General features: G+C 71.9%; 16 protein-coding genes. 6 read left to right on the top strand and 10 right to left on the bottom strand.

The genetic code is table 11. From position 1 onward, the window contains the following. The first annotated feature begins 16 nt into the window (after positions 1–16). On the top strand, positions 17–916 hold the full coding sequence (locus MET2598_RS0114145; protein WP_012335113.1) for a LysR substrate-binding domain-containing protein: 900 nt from the start codon (positions 17–19) through the stop codon (positions 914–916). A gap of 423 nt (positions 917–1,339) precedes the next feature. Continuing rightward, positions 1,340–1,828, top strand: a complete 489-nt coding sequence (locus MET2598_RS0114150; protein WP_236728718.1) for a hypothetical protein — start codon at positions 1,340–1,342, stop codon at positions 1,826–1,828. A gap of 430 nt (positions 1,829–2,258) precedes the next feature. Here MET2598_RS0114150 and MET2598_RS0114155 read toward each other — a convergent pair whose 3' ends face one another. The 3 genes from MET2598_RS0114155 to MET2598_RS0114165 all read right to left on the bottom strand — a co-directional run bounded on the left by MET2598_RS0114155 (position 2,259) and on the right by MET2598_RS0114165 (position 4,495). Continuing rightward, positions 2,259–2,723 (bottom strand): helix-turn-helix transcriptional regulator, encoded by a 465-nt coding sequence (locus MET2598_RS0114155; protein ID WP_018261261.1) that lies wholly within the window; start codon positions 2,721–2,723, stop codon positions 2,259–2,261. A 219-nt stretch (positions 2,724–2,942) separates the two neighbouring features. Beyond that, positions 2,943–3,185, bottom strand: a complete 243-nt coding sequence (locus tag MET2598_RS0114160; protein ID WP_236728719.1) for a hypothetical protein — start codon at positions 3,183–3,185, stop codon at positions 2,943–2,945. 173 nt (positions 3,186–3,358) lie between these two features. Further along, the gene (locus MET2598_RS0114165; protein ID WP_012335117.1) at positions 3,359–4,495 is read right to left on the bottom strand and encodes a PA0069 family radical SAM protein; all 1,137 of its coding nucleotides are present in this window, start codon (positions 4,493–4,495) and stop codon (positions 3,359–3,361) included. A 111-nt stretch (positions 4,496–4,606) separates the two neighbouring features. On the opposite strand from MET2598_RS0114165, the gene MET2598_RS0114170 reads away from it, so the two are divergent. After that, a complete protein-coding gene (locus MET2598_RS0114170) occupies positions 4,607–5,125 on the top strand; it encodes a hypothetical protein (protein ID WP_018261263.1) in 519 nt (172 codons plus the stop codon). A gap of 190 nt (positions 5,126–5,315) precedes the next feature. Here the strand turns inward: MET2598_RS0114170 and moaB are convergent, their stop codons facing one another. From moaB to MET2598_RS0114185, 3 genes are all read right to left on the bottom strand, one after another. After that, the gene (moaB, locus tag MET2598_RS0114175) at positions 5,316–5,861 is read right to left on the bottom strand and encodes a molybdenum cofactor biosynthesis protein B (protein WP_018261264.1); all 546 of its coding nucleotides are present in this window, start codon (positions 5,859–5,861) and stop codon (positions 5,316–5,318) included. 97 nt (positions 5,862–5,958) lie between these two features. Further along, complete coding sequence (gene ypfJ, locus MET2598_RS0114180; protein ID WP_018261265.1) at positions 5,959–6,852, bottom strand: KPN_02809 family neutral zinc metallopeptidase; 894 nt, start codon at positions 6,850–6,852, stop codon at positions 5,959–5,961. An 88-nt stretch (positions 6,853–6,940) separates the two neighbouring features. Next, positions 6,941–7,807 carry a uracil-DNA glycosylase gene (locus MET2598_RS0114185; RefSeq protein ID WP_018261266.1) on the bottom strand — a complete coding sequence of 289 codons (867 nt, stop codon included), beginning with the start codon at positions 7,805–7,807 and terminating at the stop codon, positions 6,941–6,943. 211 nt (positions 7,808–8,018) lie between these two features. On the opposite strand from MET2598_RS0114185, the gene MET2598_RS0114190 reads away from it, so the two are divergent. The 3 genes from MET2598_RS0114190 to MET2598_RS0114200 all read left to right on the top strand — a co-directional run bounded on the left by MET2598_RS0114190 (position 8,019) and on the right by MET2598_RS0114200 (position 12,107). Then, complete coding sequence (locus MET2598_RS0114190; RefSeq protein WP_018261267.1) at positions 8,019–9,683, top strand: electron transfer flavoprotein-ubiquinone oxidoreductase; 1,665 nt, start codon at positions 8,019–8,021, stop codon at positions 9,681–9,683. A 226-nt stretch (positions 9,684–9,909) separates the two neighbouring features. Next, positions 9,910–11,193 carry a dicarboxylate/amino acid:cation symporter gene (locus MET2598_RS0114195; RefSeq protein ID WP_012335123.1) on the top strand — a complete coding sequence of 428 codons (1,284 nt, stop codon included), beginning with the start codon at positions 9,910–9,912 and terminating at the stop codon, positions 11,191–11,193. A 2-nt stretch (positions 11,194–11,195) separates the two neighbouring features. Then, complete coding sequence (locus MET2598_RS0114200; protein ID WP_198293015.1) at positions 11,196–12,107, top strand: amino acid ABC transporter substrate-binding protein; 912 nt, start codon at positions 11,196–11,198, stop codon at positions 12,105–12,107. A 177-nt stretch (positions 12,108–12,284) separates the two neighbouring features. Here MET2598_RS0114200 and aat read toward each other — a convergent pair whose 3' ends face one another. The 4 genes from aat to MET2598_RS0114220 all read right to left on the bottom strand — a co-directional run bounded on the left by aat (position 12,285) and on the right by MET2598_RS0114220 (position 15,890). After that, a complete protein-coding gene (gene aat, locus MET2598_RS0114205; RefSeq protein ID WP_012335125.1) occupies positions 12,285–12,971 on the bottom strand; it encodes a leucyl/phenylalanyl-tRNA--protein transferase in 687 nt (228 codons plus the stop codon). Positions 12,972–13,130: 159 nt separating this feature from the next. Beyond that, positions 13,131–14,486 carry an acetyl-CoA carboxylase biotin carboxylase subunit gene (gene accC / locus MET2598_RS0114210; protein WP_012335126.1) on the bottom strand — a complete coding sequence of 452 codons (1,356 nt, stop codon included), beginning with the start codon at positions 14,484–14,486 and terminating at the stop codon, positions 13,131–13,133. Positions 14,487–14,496: 10 nt separating this feature from the next. Beyond that, entirely contained in the window at positions 14,497–14,976 is a 480-nt protein-coding gene (gene accB, locus MET2598_RS0114215; protein WP_012335127.1) for an acetyl-CoA carboxylase biotin carboxyl carrier protein, read from the bottom strand. Positions 14,977–15,116: 140 nt separating this feature from the next. Further along, entirely contained in the window at positions 15,117–15,890 is a 774-nt protein-coding gene (locus MET2598_RS0114220) for a DsbA family protein (protein WP_018261268.1), read from the bottom strand. Between the last annotated feature and the right edge of the window lie 28 nt (positions 15,891–15,918).

Below are 15,918 nucleotides of genomic sequence, written 5' to 3' on the forward strand. Positions count from 1 at the left end.
GGCCCATCGTCGCCGCATGACGCTCCCGGTGCCCCTCTCCGCCGTCCGGTCCTTCGAGGCCGCCGCGCGGCGCCGCTCCTTCAAGGCCGCGGCGGCTGAACTGAACCTGACGGCGAGCGCGGTCAGCCACGCGATCCGCAAGATGGAGGAGGCGCTCGGCGTCGCGCTGTTCGAGCGGGCGGGGCAGGGGGTCTCGCTGACGCCGGCGGGCGAGGCCCTGCTGGAGCATGTCGGCCGCGCCTTCGAGGAACTGCACCGGGGCCTCGACCTCGTGGCGACGAGGGGGCCGCAGCTCCTGCGCCTGCACTGCGCCCCGAGCTTCGCCGCGCAGTGGCTGACGCCGCGCCTCGCCCGCTTCCTCGCCGACCATCCGGGCTTCGAGGTGCGCCTCGCCGCGGGCATGGACTACGCCCGCTTCACCACCGACGAGTTCGACGCCGACATCGTCTACGGCCCCCCGCGCGGGGAGGGGCTGGTGGTCGTCCCCCTCTGCACCGAGACGGTGATGCCCCTCTGCGACCCCGTCCGGGCGGCCCGCATCCGCGAGCCCGCCGACCTCCTCGGCGAGGTGCTGATCCAGAGCGACAACAAGCTCGTGCGCTGGCCGTTCTGGTTCGCCCGCAACGACCTGCCGGCGCCGCGGCCCCTCGGCGTGCGCTTCGACCGCAGCTTCCTGGCCATCGCGGCGGCGGCGGACGGGCTCGGCGTCGCCCTCGAATCGACCCTGCTCGCCGAGCGCGAGCTCGCGAGCGGGCGGCTCGTCGCCCCGCTCCGGGACCGCGCCCGGGACGTCACCTATGTGGGCCACCACCTCGTCTTCCCGGCCGCCACCCGGCGGCGCGCGCCGCTGCGCACCTTCGCGCGCTGGCTCGCGGCCGAGCTCGGCATCGATCGGGGATTCACCGAACTCGGCTGAGCCGCGCCCGCCCCGCATCCGACGCTGGTGTCGTCACCGCTGCCAGCTGCGCATCCGTCAGGCACCTGTCATCGGCAAATCGTTTCCGTCCCTCATCCAAATGGATGACGCTCCCGTATTTCATTCGAGGGCGGACACGAGGCAACCGCTGCCAATATGGCGCTGCGGCGACTGGACGCTTTACTTCGTTCGATTTCGGTGCCATCCCAATGAGCATTCCCACGGCCGGACCGCACCGTTGCGCGAGGCCGGGGACCGGGCGGGTGAGACGGTCGCCGAGCGCGACCGGAGCGCGGCGGGGACCGCGCCCGCTCACCCGCCGCCGATCCGCAGCCGCGACCACCACCGGTCCGCCCCGTCCCGCGGGGCCGGCCCCCTCCGGGCGGGATCGTGGCGGCGGACCTGATCGAGGGAGGACGCGCGGTGCAGACGCCCATCTTCCACCGTCATCGCGACGGCTCGTCCCACATCTCCCACTGCTACCCGGAGCGCGGCCCGGTGCCGGTTCGGCTCGCCTGGCAGCCGCCCTGCCCGGTCACCCCGGAGGAGCGCCGCGGGCGAACCGTCCTGAGCGTGTCCGGGTCGGCCCTCGCGCTCGCCACCGCCGCCTTCTGGGCCACGATGCTGCTCGCTCCGCCGGTCTCCGAGGCCACCGCCGGGCTCCGGTTCCCGGAGCCCTGCGCGGCGATGGAGCACCACGTGCGGCCCTGGTTCGAGCGCGAGATCGCCCGCCGCGCCCGCGTCGCCGCGGCACCGGGCCAGTCGGACTTCAACGCCCTGCTGCTCGACTATCGGGCCGCGCAGGCGCAGTGCCGGGCGGGGCGGGGCCGGGCGGCGGATCAGGCCATCGCCTCCCTCGACCGGCGCATCGTGGCGCTGTCCGACGCGGCGGTCCTGCCGGAGGACGAGTGATCCGACGCCCGGCCGGCCGGGGGGCGGGCGCTCCGGGAGGGGGCGCGGAGGCCGAGAACGACGCATCCGTCCCCCTCATGCAGGGCGCGCCGCGCAGCGGTCCGGCAACGGCGCCGGATTCCGTCCGTGAACGCGATCGCGCACCGCCTTCGGAACTCTGATCACCAGGGGGGATGTGGCTGCCACGCCTGTCCCGCCCCACGCTCTCGCCTTCGGGACAGAGCCGAGCCGGACGGGGGCGCCGGGCGTCGAGCGATCGTCGCCCTCTCATCCCACATCCGCTTGATCCCTTCGGGATGGCGGATGTGGGCTTCGCTCAGGCGCCGCGCGGGCTGGTGATCCGCTTGATCCCTTCGGGATGGCGGATGTGGGCCTCGCTCAAGCGCCGCGCGCGTGATCCGGGATCCGCCTGGATCGACCGGATCCCGGATCAGGGCAGGATCGACAGGCGCAGGGCCAGCGCGACCAGCTCGGCCTGCCGGCTGGTATTCGTCTTGCTGAAGACGGCGGCGAGCTGGGTGCGCACCGTGTGGACGCTCAGGCCGTGCTGCTCGGCGATCTCGGCCAGCGTGTCGCCGCGCGTGAGCTTCACCGCGAGGCGCGCCTCGGCGGGCGTGAGTCCGAAGATCCGCTCCAGGGCCGCCGTGCTCGGGCGGGTGCTGTCGTCGAGGTCCACCAGGATCAGCACCGAGTGCGGCCCATCCTCCCCGAGCACCGGAACGGGCGTCGCGTGCATGATCAGCGGACGCTGGCCTGGGCGATCAATCAGCACCCAGCTCTCACTTTCGAGTTGCACCCGTGTCTTGCCGCGCGACAGCAGCTGCTTTATGGCGTCGCGCCCGCTGATATCGCAGTCGAAATGCAGTCCGATGACGCTGCGCGTCTCCTGATCCAATATCTTCCGGGCGACCTCATTGACGGCCAGAACCTTACCGCTCGTCGAAATGACGACGCCACCGCAGCATATACGGTCAAGCGCCTTCAGAAGAGGCGTCCCGACTAGCACTTGAGCCCCCCAAGTCTCATCAGGACAACAGCTAGTCGCTTGGCTTTAAAAGTCGACTGACCGCCTGTGCGATTTCGCACCGCCCAGGGCGGGGGTCCGGGCTTCCGCTCAATTGGCAGTTCTGATTGCACCGCCGTCGAGGCAGGATTGGACCCAGTCCCTGGCCGCCTCGAGCGTGTCGAACAGAAGACCTTCCCGGTCGCAAGGTCCGAGACCCATCTGCAGGTACCACCGCATTCCTGCCGGAACCAGCAGGGCGACCAGGGCACGATCGGCCCAGACCAGCTGCGAGTCTTCCGTCGTGCCGTAGGACGCGCTCTTGATTGCTTCAAATATGATGGTGCTGGGCATGGCCGCATCCGTCATGCTGCTGCATCATGGCAAGCCCCAGCCAAAGAACGTTGGAATTCACTCCGATACAGAAAGTTAGTTCGGGTTACGAAACGCCACCATACGCCAAATAGGTTAGGCTCGCGGCCACCGTGGCGTCGGTGCGGCCCCGCGGGCCGGCGCCGCCCGCCGACTCAGAACAGCCGGTACTGCCCGCCCTCGGGCGCGGGCACGGCGAAGAGGTCCGTGCGCAGGGGCGCGCGGCCCTCGCCGTAGCCGAGGCGGCGGGCCGCCCGGCGCACCCGCTCGGCCAGCAGCTCCGCGTAGGGACCGGTGCCGGTGAAGCGCCGGCCGAAGGTCGCGTCGTAGGCCCGCCCGCCCCGCGCCTCGCCGAGGAGCGCGAAGCTCCGCGCCGCCCGTCCCGGGTAATGCGCGGCGAACCAGTCGCGGACGAGGTCGGCGAGTTCGTGCGGCAGCCGCAGGAGCACGCCGGCGCATTCCGTGGCCCCGGCCTCGCGGGCGCGGGCGAGCACCGCCTCGATCTCGTGGTCGTTGAGGGCCGGGATCAGGGGCGCCATCAGCACCGCCACCGGGATGCCGGCCGCCGCGAGCGCCCGGATCGCGGCGAGCCGCTTCCCGGGGCGGGGCGCGCGGGGCTCCATGCGCCGCGCGAGATCGCCGTCGAGCGTCGTCACCGAGACGGCGACCCGGACGAGGCCCCTCGCCGCCATCGCCCGCAGCAGGTCGAGGTCGCGCAGCACGAGGTCGGATTTGGTGACGATCCCGACCGGGTGGTTGAACCGGTCGAGCACCTCCAGCACCGCCCGGGTGATGCGGTGGCGCCGCTCGATCGGCTGGTAGGGATCCGTGGCGGTGCCGAGGGCGATCACGCGCGGGCGGTAGCCCTTGGCCGAGAGCTCCCGCGCGAGCAGGTCGGCCGCGTTCGGCTTGGCGAAGAGCTTCGTCTCGAAGTCGAGCCCCGGCGAGAGCCCCGCATAGGCGTGGTTCGGCCGGGCGAAGCAGTAGACGCAGCCGTGCTCGCAGCCCCGGTAGGGGTTGATCGAGCGGTCGAACCCGATGTCGGGCGAATCGTTGCGGGTGATGATCGTGCGCGCCCGCTCGAGCATCACCTCGGTGCGCAGGGGCGGCAGGTCCTCGTCGGGCTCCCAGCCATCCGCGAAGGCCTCGCGGCGCGCCGGCTCGAAGCGGCCGGTCGGGTTGGCGGTGGCCCCCCGGCCGCGGCGGCGCGCGGCCGCCGGGGTCGACGCGGCGAGGCGCAGCTCCTCCCGCGCGCGCGGGTCGCCCCGATCACCCCCCTCCGTCCCGGCCACGGCCCTCTCCCCGCCCGTTTCCGACGGCTCCCTCTAGAACAAACAGAGAACACGCGCAAATGCCGCGCATCGAGGCAGGACGCCGGACGTCGCGTAGGTTAAGGGCGCGCCATGATCACGGCCGTCATCCACGTCGTCGAATCGGGGCGGCCCGGCGCCATCGAGGCGCTGGCCGACACCCTGTCGGCGCTGGTGGAGGGGGTGGCGGCCGGCGTGGTCGGCGACGCGGTGATCGTGGCGGCCGACGCGGCGGACCGCGACCTCGCCCTGGTGGCCGACCGCACCGGCGCCACCCTGGTGGCGCGGGGCGCCGACCCCTGGGCCGCGGCGGCCGCGGTGGCGCGCCGGACCTGGCTGCTCTGCCTGGAGGCGGGCGACCTGCCGGCGGAGGGCTGGATCCGCACCCTCGACCGCTTCACCGGGACGGCGGCGCCCGACCTCCTGGTCGGGCGGATGCGGCGCGCCCACGCGCCGCTACCCCAGCGCCTCGCCGCCCGGATCGAGGCGCTGGCGGGCACCCGGCGGGTGCGGGCCGGGGACGTGGTGCGGCGCGACGCGCTCGCGGCCGGGCTGCCCTTCGCGGGCCGCAGGCCGGTGCGGCGCCTCGGCGGCGCGCTGGTGCGCGACTAGAGCATTTTCCGACGAAGTGGATGCCGGTTCGTCGCAGAAAATGCGGCAAGATCAAAGATCGAGAGCAGCACCTGATTGCAACGTGATCGGGTGCTGCTCTCGGGGAGGATCGGCTCGCGCCGCCGCCGGGTCCTGCTCCGGGTTCCTGATCGCGACGCGAGGCTCCGGCGCCGGGGCGGAGCGCCGCGGGTCAGCCGGCGCCGCGCCGCAGGTGCTCGTCCAGGCGCGGCATGATCTCGACGAAGTTGCAGGGATGGTGGCGGTAGTCGAGCTGGGCGGCCAGGATGCCGTCCCAGGCGTCCCGGCAGGCCCCGGGCGAGCCCGGCAGCACGAAGATGTAGGTGGCGCCCGCCACCCCCGCGGTCGCCCGCGACTGCAGGGTCGAGGTGCCGATCTTGTCGTAGGAGATGCGGTGGAAGATCGCCGAGAAGCCGTCCATGCGCTTCTCGAACAGGGGCTCCAGGGCCTCGGGCGTCACGTCCCGGCCGGTGAAGCCGGTGCCGCCGGTGGTGATGACCGCGTCCACGGCGGGATCGGCGATCCAGGCCCGCACCTGCGCCCGGATGGCCTCGACCTCGTCCGGCACGATCGCGCGGGCCGCGAGGCCGTGGCCGGCCTCGGTCAGGCGGCCGACCAGGGTGTCGCCCGAGCGGTCCTCGGCGAGGCTGCGGCTGTCCGAGACGGTGAGGACGGCGATCCGCAGTGGGATGAAGGGACGGCCGGTGTCGAGGGCCATGGCGGTGATCCTTGGGGATGATCCTTGGGGATGATCCGTGTCGCCGACGCGCGCCGGGTCCGGGCGAGGCACCCGCGCCCTCCCGGCGACCGCGTCCTCAGAGCTGCGCCGCGCGGAACGTGTCGCAGGATTGCGTCTGGCCGCTGCGGAAGCCGGTCTGGAACCAGCGCATGCGCTGGGCCGAGGAGCCGTGCGTGAAGGAATCCGGCACCACGTAGCCCTGGCTCTGCTTCTGCAGGCGGTCGTCGCCGATGGCGTTGGCGGCCGCCATCGCCTCCTCGATGTCGCCCTTCTGCAGGGCGTTGAAGCGCTCGTCCGAGTTCTTGGCCCAGACGCCCGCGAGGCAATCGGCCATCAGCTCGACCCGCACCGAGAGCTGGTTAGCGCTCCGCTCGTCGAGCTGCTGCTGGCGCTTCTGCACCTTCGGCAGGATGCCGAGCACGTCCTGCACGTGGTGGCCGACTTCGTGCGCGATCACGTAGGCGTAGGCGAAGTCGCCCTTGACCCGGAACTTCGTCTCCATCTCCTTGAAGAAGGTGGTGTCGAGATAGACCTTCTTGTCGAGGGGGCAGTAGAACGGCCCCATGGCGGCCCGGGCCTGGCCGCAGCCGCTGCGCGTGCCGCCCTGGTAGAGCACCATCGTGGTCGGCGTGTAGGGGCGCCCGGTCTGGTTCGGCAGCACCTCCTTCCAGACATCCTCGGTGTTGCCGAGGATGTTGGCGGCGAAGCGGCCGGTCTGGTCGGTGGGCGCGCCGGTGCGGCGCTGCGCGTCCGAGCGCTGCTCCTGCGGCGCGCGCGGCCGGTTCATCATCTCGGCCCCGCCGATCAGGATCGACGGGTTGATGCCCGTGACCCAGCCGATGATGCACAGGATCACGATGGTGCCGATGCCGAGGCCGCCCGCCCCGCCGCCGGGGAAGCCGAAGCCGCCCCCTCCCTCGCCGCGGCGGTCCTCGACGTTCTCGGAGGTCCGAAAATCTTCCCAGCGCATGATCCGTCACCCGTCGGTTCCGGCAGGACGGCTACGCGGGCCGGCCCCCGGGCTCAAGAGTAATCGACGCCGCCCAACACGGTTCCGCTTAGGCCCGGGCGTCGAGCGCGGCGCGCAGGACCCGGAAGTCGCGCCAGGCGAGGCGCTTCTGCAGGGGCTGGCGCAGCAGGTAGGCCGGGTGCAGCGTCGCGAGCAGCCGGATCTCGCGCCGCTCCGTGCGGTAGGGGAACCAGCGCCCGCGGGACTTGAGGATCCCGTCCTTGGTGGCGGCGAGCGTCTGGGTCGCCACGCCGCCCAGGCAGACCAGGATGTCCGGGTCGGCCAGGGCGATCTGCCGCTCGATGAAGGGCTTGCAGGTGGCGATCTCCTGCGGGGTCGGGTTGCGGTTGCCCGGCGGGCGCCAGGGCACGACGTTGCCCACATAGGCGTTCGTGCGGTCGAGCCCGATCGCCGCCATCATCCGGTCGAGGAGCTGGCCCGAGCGCCCCATGAAGGGCTTGCCGACCCGGTCCTCGTCGGCCCCGGGCGCCTCGCCGACGAACATCACCCGCGCGGTGGGCTCCCCGTCCGCGAAGACGAGGTTCTTGGCCGTGAAGCGCAGCGGGCAGCTCTCGAAGCGGGCGAGCAGCTGCTCCAGCTCCTCCAGGGTGGCGGCCGTGCGGGCGAGCTCCCGGGCGTCCCCGGCCGCCTCCCCGGGCTCGGCCGCGGCCGAGCGGCCGAAGGTGCTGGCCCGGGCGGGCGGGCGCGGCGCGGCGGCCGGCGCCGGGACGGGCTCGGCCGCCGGGCGAGGCTCGGGGGCCGGACGAGACTCGGGCGCCGGGCGAGACTCGGAGGCCGGCCGGCCGCGGGAGGCGCTCTCCGCGAAGCGGTCGTGCGGCGCCTCGTCCAGCGCCGCGTCGACGCCCGCCGCGACGTGGAAATCCAGGTAGGCGAGGAGGTCGCGGTCGTCCGTCATGGGAGAGATGTGGCGAGCCGCCCGCCTGTGGACAACGGTCTTCGCGACGCGGCCGCCTGCGGCACGGCGCGCGCCACGTCCTTGGTCGGCTTGCGCCGGAGGGCGCGGCGTCGCACGGTCCGGCCAGTGCGGACCGCTTGAGCCCGACCTATCTGGTTTATATGTGAACCATCTCGCTCCCGCGGGATGAGGGGCGCGAAGGAGGACGGGGATGGACTTGCCGGAACGCGAGGCGATGGACTTCGACGTGGTCGTCGTGGGGGCAGGCCCGGCGGGGCTCGCGACGGCGATCCACCTGAAGCAGCTCGCCGCCGAGGCCGGCACCGACGTGTCGGTGGTCGTGGTGGAGAAGGGCGGCGAGGTCGGCGCGCACATCCTCTCGGGCGCGGTGATCGACCCGATCGGACTCGACCGGCTGCTGCCGGATTGGCGCCAGGATCCCGACCGGCCGCTCAGGACCGAGGTCGTCAAGGACGAGTTCATGTTCCTGGGGCCGGCGGGCGGCATCAGCCTGCCGAACATCGCCTTCCCGCGGCTGATGTCCAACCACGGCAACTTCGTCGGGTCGCTCTCGAACGTCGCCAAGTATCTCGGCCGCAAGGCGGAGGAGCTCGGCGTCGAGATCTATCCGGGCTTCCCGGCCGCCGAGGTGCTGTTCGACGAGGCGGGCGCCGTGGTGGGGGTGGCGACCGGCGACCTCGGCGTCGCCAGGAGCGGCGAGCCGCGCGACGACTTCACCCGCGGCATGGAGCTGCGCGCCCGCTACACGGTCCTGGCCGAGGGCGCCCGCGGCTCGCTGACCAAGCGCGTCATCGACCGCTACAAGCTCAACCAGCACTCCGACCACCAGAAGTACGGGCTCGGGGTGAAGGAGCTCTGGCAGGTCAAGCCTGAGAAGTTCCGGCCCGGCCTCGTCCAGCACACGATGGGCTGGCCGCTGCCGAACCGGGCGGGCGGCGGCTCCTGGCTGTACCACTTCGACGACCACCTCGTCTCGGTGGGCTTCGTCACGCACCTGAACTACGAGAACCCGACCCTGTCGCCGTTCGAGGAGTTCCAGCGCTTCAAGACCCACCCGATGATCCGCGAGGTGTTCGAGGGCGCCAAGCGCATCGGCTACGGCGCCCGCGCGATCATGGAGGGCGGCTGGCAATCGGTGCCGAAGCTCGTCTTCCCGGGCGGCTGCCTCGTCGGCGACTCGGCGGGGTTCGTGAACGTGCCGCGCATCAAGGGCTCGCACAACGCGCTGCTGTCGGGGATCCTGGCCGCCAGGGCCCTGCACGAGGCCGTGGCGGCGGACCGGCGCCAGGACGAGATCACCGCCTACGATCGGGGCTGGCGCGACAGCGAGATCGGCTACGACCTCAAGCGGGTGCGCAACGTCAAGCCGCTCTGGTCGAAGTACGGCACGCTGGTCGGGGTCGGGCTCGGCGGGATCGACATGTGGCTCAACGAGCTCGCCGGCCTGTCGCTGTTCGGCACGCTCGGCCACGGCAAGCCGGACTACGCCTGCACCAAGCCGCTCAAGGACGTCAAGCCGATCACCTATCCGCGCCCGGACGGGGTCCTGACCTTCGACCGGCTCTCCTCGGTCTACCTGTCGAACACCAACCACGAGGAGGACCAGCCGGTCCACCTCCAGGTCAAGGATCCAGAGCTGCAGAAGCGCTCGGAGCACGACGTCTTCGGCGGCCCCTCGGCCCGCTACTGCCCGGCCGGCGTCTACGAGTGGATCGAGGAGGGCGGCGCGCCGCGCTACCAGATCAACGCGCAGAACTGCGTCCATTGCAAGACCTGCGATATCAAGGACCCGAACCAGAACATCGACTGGGTGACGCCGGAAGGTCCGGGCGGGCCGAACTACGTCAACATGTGACGGCGCAGAAGGCCGGCGCGCGGCGCCGGCCTTCCTCCGGCATCCCCGTCCCGGGCGCCTGCCGCCGACGCCGCGCCCGGGGACCGGCGGGCGCTCCGAGACCGCGCCCCTCCCGGCTCAGGAACTCCGCAGCACAGCCGCGATTACCGTCTGGTGCGCGCCTTGCTGGAACTCTGGGTTGAAGTCACGCTCTGCGCCCCGCGCGGCCGTGTCCGGGAGGGACCCGATGCGATCCTCACGCCTGACCACCTACATCTTCATCGGCATGCTGCTCGGCATCGCGGTCGGTTACGCGTGCAGCATCACCTGGCCGGATCCGCAGACGTCGAAGGAGATATCGGGCTACATCTCCCTGATCAGTGACGTCTTCCTGCGGCTGATCAAGATGATCATCGCCCCGCTGGTGTTCTCGACGCTGGTGGTCGGCATCGCCCACATGGGCGATACGGCAGCGGTGGGCCGGGTCGGCGGCAAGGCGCTGCTGTGGTTCGTGGGCGCCTCGCTCTGCTCGCTGCTCCTCGGCCTCGTGATGGTGAACCTGCTGCGCCCCGGCGAGGCGCTCAACCTTCCGCTGCCGGATGCCGGGGCCTCGACCAACCTCAAGGCCGCCTCGCTCTCCCTGAAGGAATTCGTCACCCACCTGGTGCCGAAGAGCGCCGTCGAGGCGATGGCCAACAACGAGATCCTGCAGATCGTGGTCTTCTCGGTCTTCTTCGGGGTGGCGCTCGCGGCCCTCGGCGAGAAGGGCCACGCGCTCGCCCACGGGATCGAGGGCCTCGCCGACGTGATGCTGAAGATCACCGGCTACGTGATGATGTTCGCGCCGGTGGCGGTGTTCGCGGCCATCGCCGCCACCATCACCACCCAGGGCCTCGGCGTGCTCGTCACCTACGGCAAGTTCATGGTCGAGTTCTACCTCAGCCTCGCGGTGCTCTGGGGCCTGCTGGTGCTGGCCGGCTTCGCCCTGGTCGGCGGGGGCGGCATCCGGCGCCTGCTCGACCTGATCAAGGAGCCCTTCGTGCTCGCCTTCTCGACCGCGTCGAGCGAGGCGGCCTACCCCAAGACCCTCTCGAACCTCGAGCGCTTCGGGGTGCCCAACCGCATCACCAGCTTCGTGCTGCCGATGGGCTACTCGTTCAACCTCGACGGCTCGATGATGTACTGCACCTTCGCGGTCATGTTCATCGCGCAGGCCTACAACATCCCGCTCACGCTGAGCCAGCAGCTGACCATGCTGCTCCTGCTGATGGTGACCTCGAAGGGCATGGCGGGCGTGCCGCGCGCGTCGCTGGTGGTGATCTCGGCGACCCTCTCGACCTTCCAGATCCCGGAGGCGGGCCTGCTCCTGATCATCGGCATCGACCAGTTCCTCGACATGGGCCGCTCGGCCACCAACGTGCTCGGCAACAGCGTCGCCACGGTCGCGGTGGCCAAGTGGGAAGGCCAGCTCAGCCGGAGCGACCAGCGCCTCGACCGCGACGTCAGCCCGCTGCCCGAGCCGGCCGAGTGATCATGAGGAGGCTTCGCGCCCTCGCGCTGACGGCCCTCCTGGCCGGGGCGCTCGCCGCCGCGGCGCCGGCCCGCGCCGTCGAGGTGCTGACCGGGACCCTGCGGAAGGCGGCGACGAGCGGCGTCGTCGCGATCGGCTACCGCACGAGCTCGATCCCCTTCTCGTTCGTCGAGGAGGGGCGGGGCGAGGGGCGCCCGGTCGGCTACGCCATCGACCTCTGCCAGGAGATCGTCGACGAGATCGGCCGGGCGATCGGCCGCGACGACCTGCGGATCCGCTTCGTCCCGGTCACCTCGGAGAGCCGCATCCCGGCCCTGCTCTCGGGGGAGATCGACCTCGAATGCGGCTCGACCACCGCCAATGCCGAGCGGCGGCGCAGCGTCGCCTTCTCGCCCGTCACCTTCGTGAGCGCGACGACGCTCCTGGTGCCGCGGGGCTCGGCCATCGCCTCCTACCGCGACCTCGCCGGCAAGCGCGTCGTCGTCACGGCCGGGACCACCAACGAGACGGCGCTGCGCGCGCTCCTGGCGCGGCTCAGGCTCGACGCGCAGGTCCTGACCGGGCGCGACCACGCCGAGTCCTTCGCCCTGCTGCGGGAGGGGCGCGCCGACGCCTTCGCGCTCGACGACGTGCTCCTCTCCGGGCTGATCGCGGCGGCGGGCGAGGCGGGCCGGGGCTTCACGGTGCTGCCCGACAAGCTCTCCTTCGAGCCCTACGGCATCATGTTCCGGAAGGACGACCCGGCGCTCGCGGGCGTGGTCGACGCCGCCTTCGCGCGCCTCGCCGGCACCCGCGAGCTGCGCTGGCTCTACGAGCGGTGGTTCCTCAAGCGGTTGCCGAACGGCGCGCGGCTCAACCTGCCCATGTCGGAGGAACTGCGCACCAGCTTCCAGCTGCTCGGTCTCGAAGAGTGAGCGATCCGATCCCGCCCCGGTCGCCGCTCCCCCACGGTCATCCCTGTACAAGCGCGGGATCGCGTGCCACTCTTGTCGGGCCGGGTCCGCTCTCGGCACAGTCGATGACCTGCTCCGCCGATGTCTCACCGCCGGCGGAGCTTTTTTTGGGATGATTTGTTCGGCCGAATTGCCGGATTATCCCGGCCCGGACCGGCCCGGCTCGCGGCGCGCCAGCCAGGCCACCGCCTCGGCCCCGGCGAGCGGGGCCGGGTCCCAGCGCGCCGGGTGCTCGACCGCCTCGCGCAGCAGGCGCTTGTAGACCTGCCGCGGCACCTCGACGGCGCCGAACTGCGCGAGGTGGCTGGTCACGAATTGCGCGTCGAGGAGGCGGTAGCCGTCGCGCCTGAGCCGCGCGGCGAGGTGGACGAGGGCGATCTTCGAGGCGTCCCGGGCGAAGTGGAACATGCTCTCGCCGAAGAAGGCGCCCCCGAGCGCCACCCCGTAGAGCCCCCCGACGAGGCTGCGCGGCGTGCCGGCATAGACCTCGACCGTGTGGCAGTAGCCGAGGTCGAACAACTCGCCGTAGAGGGCGCGGATGCGGCCGTTGATCCAGGTGCGGGCGCTGTCGCGCCGCGGCGCCGCGCAGGCGGCGATCACCGCGTCGAAGTCGCGGTCGACCGCGACCTCGACGGCGTCGGAGCGCACCGTGCGGGCGAGCCGGCTCGACACGTGGAACCGGTCGAGGGGCATGATGCCCCGCTCGCGCGGCTCCACCCAGTAGATCGCCGGGTCGTCGGCGTCCTCGGCCATCGGGAAGATGCCCGCCGCGTAGGCCTTGAGCAGGATCTCGGGCGTGATCTCGACGAAGACGCTGCCGTGCATCGTGGGCTTCCGGTCGAGAGGAGGGGGCATTCTCCACGGGCCGGGCGGCCCTTGCAAATGGCCGCGGGCTCCGGGCCCCGCCAGCGGGGCTCCGGCCCCGCCAGCGGGGCTCCGGCCCCGCCAGCGGGGCTCCGGCCCCGCCAGCGGGGTCCCGCCCCGTCAGGCCACGTCGAGTCCGCCGGTCCTCAGGAATTCCTCCAGCCAGTGGATGTCGTACAACCCGTTCTGGATGTCGGGGTTGCGCACCAGGGTGCGGAACAGCGGCAGGGTGGTGTCGATCCCGTCCACCACGAACTCGTCGAGCGCCCGGCGCAGGCGCATCAGGCACTCGGTGCGGGTGCGGCCGTGGACGATGAGCTTGCCGACGAGGGAATCGTAGTGGGGCGGGATCCGGTAGCCCTGGAAGGCGGCGGAATCGACCCGCACGCCGAGCCCGCCCGGCGGGTGGAAATACGTGATCGTGCCGGGGGAGGGCCGGAAGGTCGCCGGGTGCTCCGCGTTGATGCGGCACTCGATGGCGTGGCCCTCGACCCGCACGTCCTCCTGGCGCAGGGACAGGGGCGCCCCGGCGGCGACCCGGATCTGCTCGTTCACGAGGTCGATCCCGGTGATCATCTCGGTGACCGGATGCTCGACCTGGATCCGGGTGTTCATCTCGATGAAGTAGAAGGCGCCGTCCTCGTACAGGAACTCGATCGTGCCGGCGCCCGTGTAGCCGAGCTCCTGCATGGCGCGGGCGCAGATGCTGCCGATCTGCTCGCGCATCTCGGGGTTGAGGGCCGGGGAGGGGCCCTCCTCCCAGACCTTCTGGTGCCGGCGCTGCAGGGAGCAGTCGCGCTCGGCGAGGTGGATCGCGCCGCCGCGCCCGTCGCCCAGCACCTGCACCTCGATGTGGCGCGGCTTCTCCAGGTACTTCTCGATGTAGACCGCGTCGTCGCCGAAGGCGGCCTTGGCCTCGATGCGGGCGGTGGCGAGGGCCGTCTCGAGGTCCTCCTCGCTGCGCGCCACCTTCATGCCGCGCCCGCCGCCCCCGGAGGCGGCCTTGATCAGGACCGGGTAGCCGATCTCGGCCGCGACGCGCCGCGCCTCGTCGGGGTCGGACACGCCGCCCTCGGAGCCCGGCACGCAGGGGATGCCGAGCCGGGTCGCCGTGCGCTTGGCCTCGATCTTGTCGCCCATCACCCGGATGTGCTCCGCCTTCGGGCCGATGAAGGCGATGCGGTGATGGCCGAGCACCTCGGCGAAGCGGGCATTCTCGGACAGGAAGCCGTAGCCCGGATGGACCGCGTCCGCCCCGGTGATCTCGCAGGCCGCGATGATCGACGGGATGTTGAGGTAGCTGTCGCGGGCGGGCGGCGGCCCGATGCAGACGCTCTCGTCGGCGAGCCGCACGTGCATGGCGTCCGCGTCGGCGGTGGAGTGCACGGCCACGGTCGCGATGCCGAGCTCCTTGGCGGCGCGCAGGACCCGCAGCGCGATCTCGCCCCGGTTCGCGATCAGGATCTTGTCGAACATCGGGGCGCCGTCACTCGATCACCAGCAGGGGCTCGCCGAACTCCACCGGCTGGCCGTCCTCGATGAAGACCGCCGTCACGGTGCCGGCCCGCGGCGCCACGATGTCGTTGAAGGTCTTCATGGCCTCGACCAGGAGGAGGCGCGCGCCGCTCTCCACCCGGGTTCCCACCTCCACGAAGGGCTTGGCCTCCGGCGAGGGCCGCCGGTAGGCGGTGCCGACCATCGGCGAGAGCACCGCGCCCGGATGGGCCGCGAGGGCCTTCGGGTCGGGCTCCGCGGCGGCCGGGACGGAGGCGGCAGGAAGGGGCGGCGCCGCGACGGGGGCGGGCGCGACCGCGACCGGCAGGTGGGCGGTCACCGCGGCGCGCTCGCGGGCGACGCGGATGCGCAGGTCGCCCTTCTCGACCTCGATCTCGGTCAGGTCGGTCTCGGCGATCAGGGTCGCGAGCTGGCGCACCAGGTCGGGATCGAACGGATCGTGCTTGGACATGCGCTGCAATCAATGGGTTGGCGAAAGGGCGCGCGGCGACCTCGCGCGGGCTGGCCGCGCGCCGCACCGGCGGCGGCCATGGCCGCCGCGAGCGCGCTCTTAGCCGATCGGGGGGGGACGGGATAGAGCGGAAGCGCGCCTCAGCAGGTCGCGTGGCCGCACTGGCGCACGCCCGCGATGGTCTTGCGGATCGGCTCGGCGCCGACCGCGCCCGGGATGATCTCCTCGCCGATGATGAAGGCCGGCGTGCCCGAGAGCCCGAGCTTGTCGCCGAGCCCGACATTCTCCTGCAGCGCGGCCTGCACCGCGGGGGTCTGCATGTCCTTCTGCAGGCGGGCGACGTCGAGGCCCATCTCCTTGGCCAGCGCGATGGCGCGGTCGCCGTTCACGCGGCCGGGGCTCTCCAGCAGCCTGGTGTGGTACTCGAACAGCTTGTCGCCCTTGAGCTGCTGCTTGACGGCCAGCGCCACCTTGCTCGCCTCGACCGAGTCGGGACCCAGCACCGGGAAGTCCTTCAGCACCACCCTCAGCTTCGGGTCGGCCTTCATCAGGGTCTGGATGTCGCCGAGCGCCCGCTTGCAGTAGCCGCAATTGTAATCGAAGAACTCGACCAGAGTGACGTCGCCGTTCGGGTTGCCGGCGACGTAGCTCGACGCGGCATCGTGCAGGACGTCGCGGGTCTCCTTGAGGGCGCTGGCCTGGGCCTGGCGCTGCGCCTCCTGCTGGCGCTTCTCCAGCTCGGTCATCGCCTCCTGCAGGATCTCGGGATTCTTCAGCAGGTAGTCGCGGATCACGCCCTCGATGGCCTGGCGCTGCGCGTCCGTCATCGGCGCCTCGGCGCGGGACGGGGCTGCGGCGATCGCGAGCGCCCCCGTGAGGGCGAGGGCGGGCAGGAGGCGGGGGAGGGGCAGCATCATCGTCCTCGTTGGGGTCTTCGTCTCT

The organism is Methylobacterium sp. WSM2598 (assembly GCF_000379105.1).
Classification (GTDB): domain Bacteria; phylum Pseudomonadota; class Alphaproteobacteria; order Rhizobiales; family Beijerinckiaceae; genus Methylobacterium.

Bases quoted from the DNA above. Each gene is read 5' to 3' on its own strand.
- MET2598_RS0114145 (WP_012335113.1), top strand. From the start codon at position 17: ATGACGCTCCCGGTGCCCCTCTCCGCCGTCCGGTCCTTCGAGGCCGCC.
- MET2598_RS0114160 (WP_236728719.1), bottom strand. From the start codon at position 3,185: ATGCCCAGCACCATCATATTTGAAGCAATCAAGAGCGCGTCCTACGGC.
- MET2598_RS0114170 (WP_018261263.1), top strand. From the start codon at position 4,607: ATGATCACGGCCGTCATCCACGTCGTCGAATCGGGGCGGCCCGGCGCC.
- moaB (WP_018261264.1), bottom strand. From the start codon at position 5,861: ATGGCCCTCGACACCGGCCGTCCCTTCATCCCACTGCGGATCGCCGTC.
- ypfJ (WP_018261265.1), bottom strand. From the start codon at position 6,852: ATGCGCTGGGAAGATTTTCGGACCTCCGAGAACGTCGAGGACCGCCGC.
- MET2598_RS0114185 (WP_018261266.1), bottom strand. From the start codon at position 7,807: ATGACGGACGACCGCGACCTCCTCGCCTACCTGGATTTCCACGTCGCG.
- MET2598_RS0114190 (WP_018261267.1), top strand. From the start codon at position 8,019: ATGGACTTGCCGGAACGCGAGGCGATGGACTTCGACGTGGTCGTCGTG.
- MET2598_RS0114195 (WP_012335123.1), top strand. From the start codon at position 9,910: ATGCGATCCTCACGCCTGACCACCTACATCTTCATCGGCATGCTGCTC.
- MET2598_RS0114200 (WP_198293015.1), top strand. From the start codon at position 11,196: ATGAGGAGGCTTCGCGCCCTCGCGCTGACGGCCCTCCTGGCCGGGGCG.
- aat (WP_012335125.1), bottom strand. From the start codon at position 12,971: ATGCACGGCAGCGTCTTCGTCGAGATCACGCCCGAGATCCTGCTCAAG.
- accC (WP_012335126.1), bottom strand. From the start codon at position 14,486: ATGTTCGACAAGATCCTGATCGCGAACCGGGGCGAGATCGCGCTGCGG.
- accB (WP_012335127.1), bottom strand. From the start codon at position 14,976: ATGTCCAAGCACGATCCGTTCGATCCCGACCTGGTGCGCCAGCTCGCG.
- MET2598_RS0114220 (WP_018261268.1), bottom strand. From the start codon at position 15,890: ATGCTGCCCCTCCCCCGCCTCCTGCCCGCCCTCGCCCTCACGGGGGCG.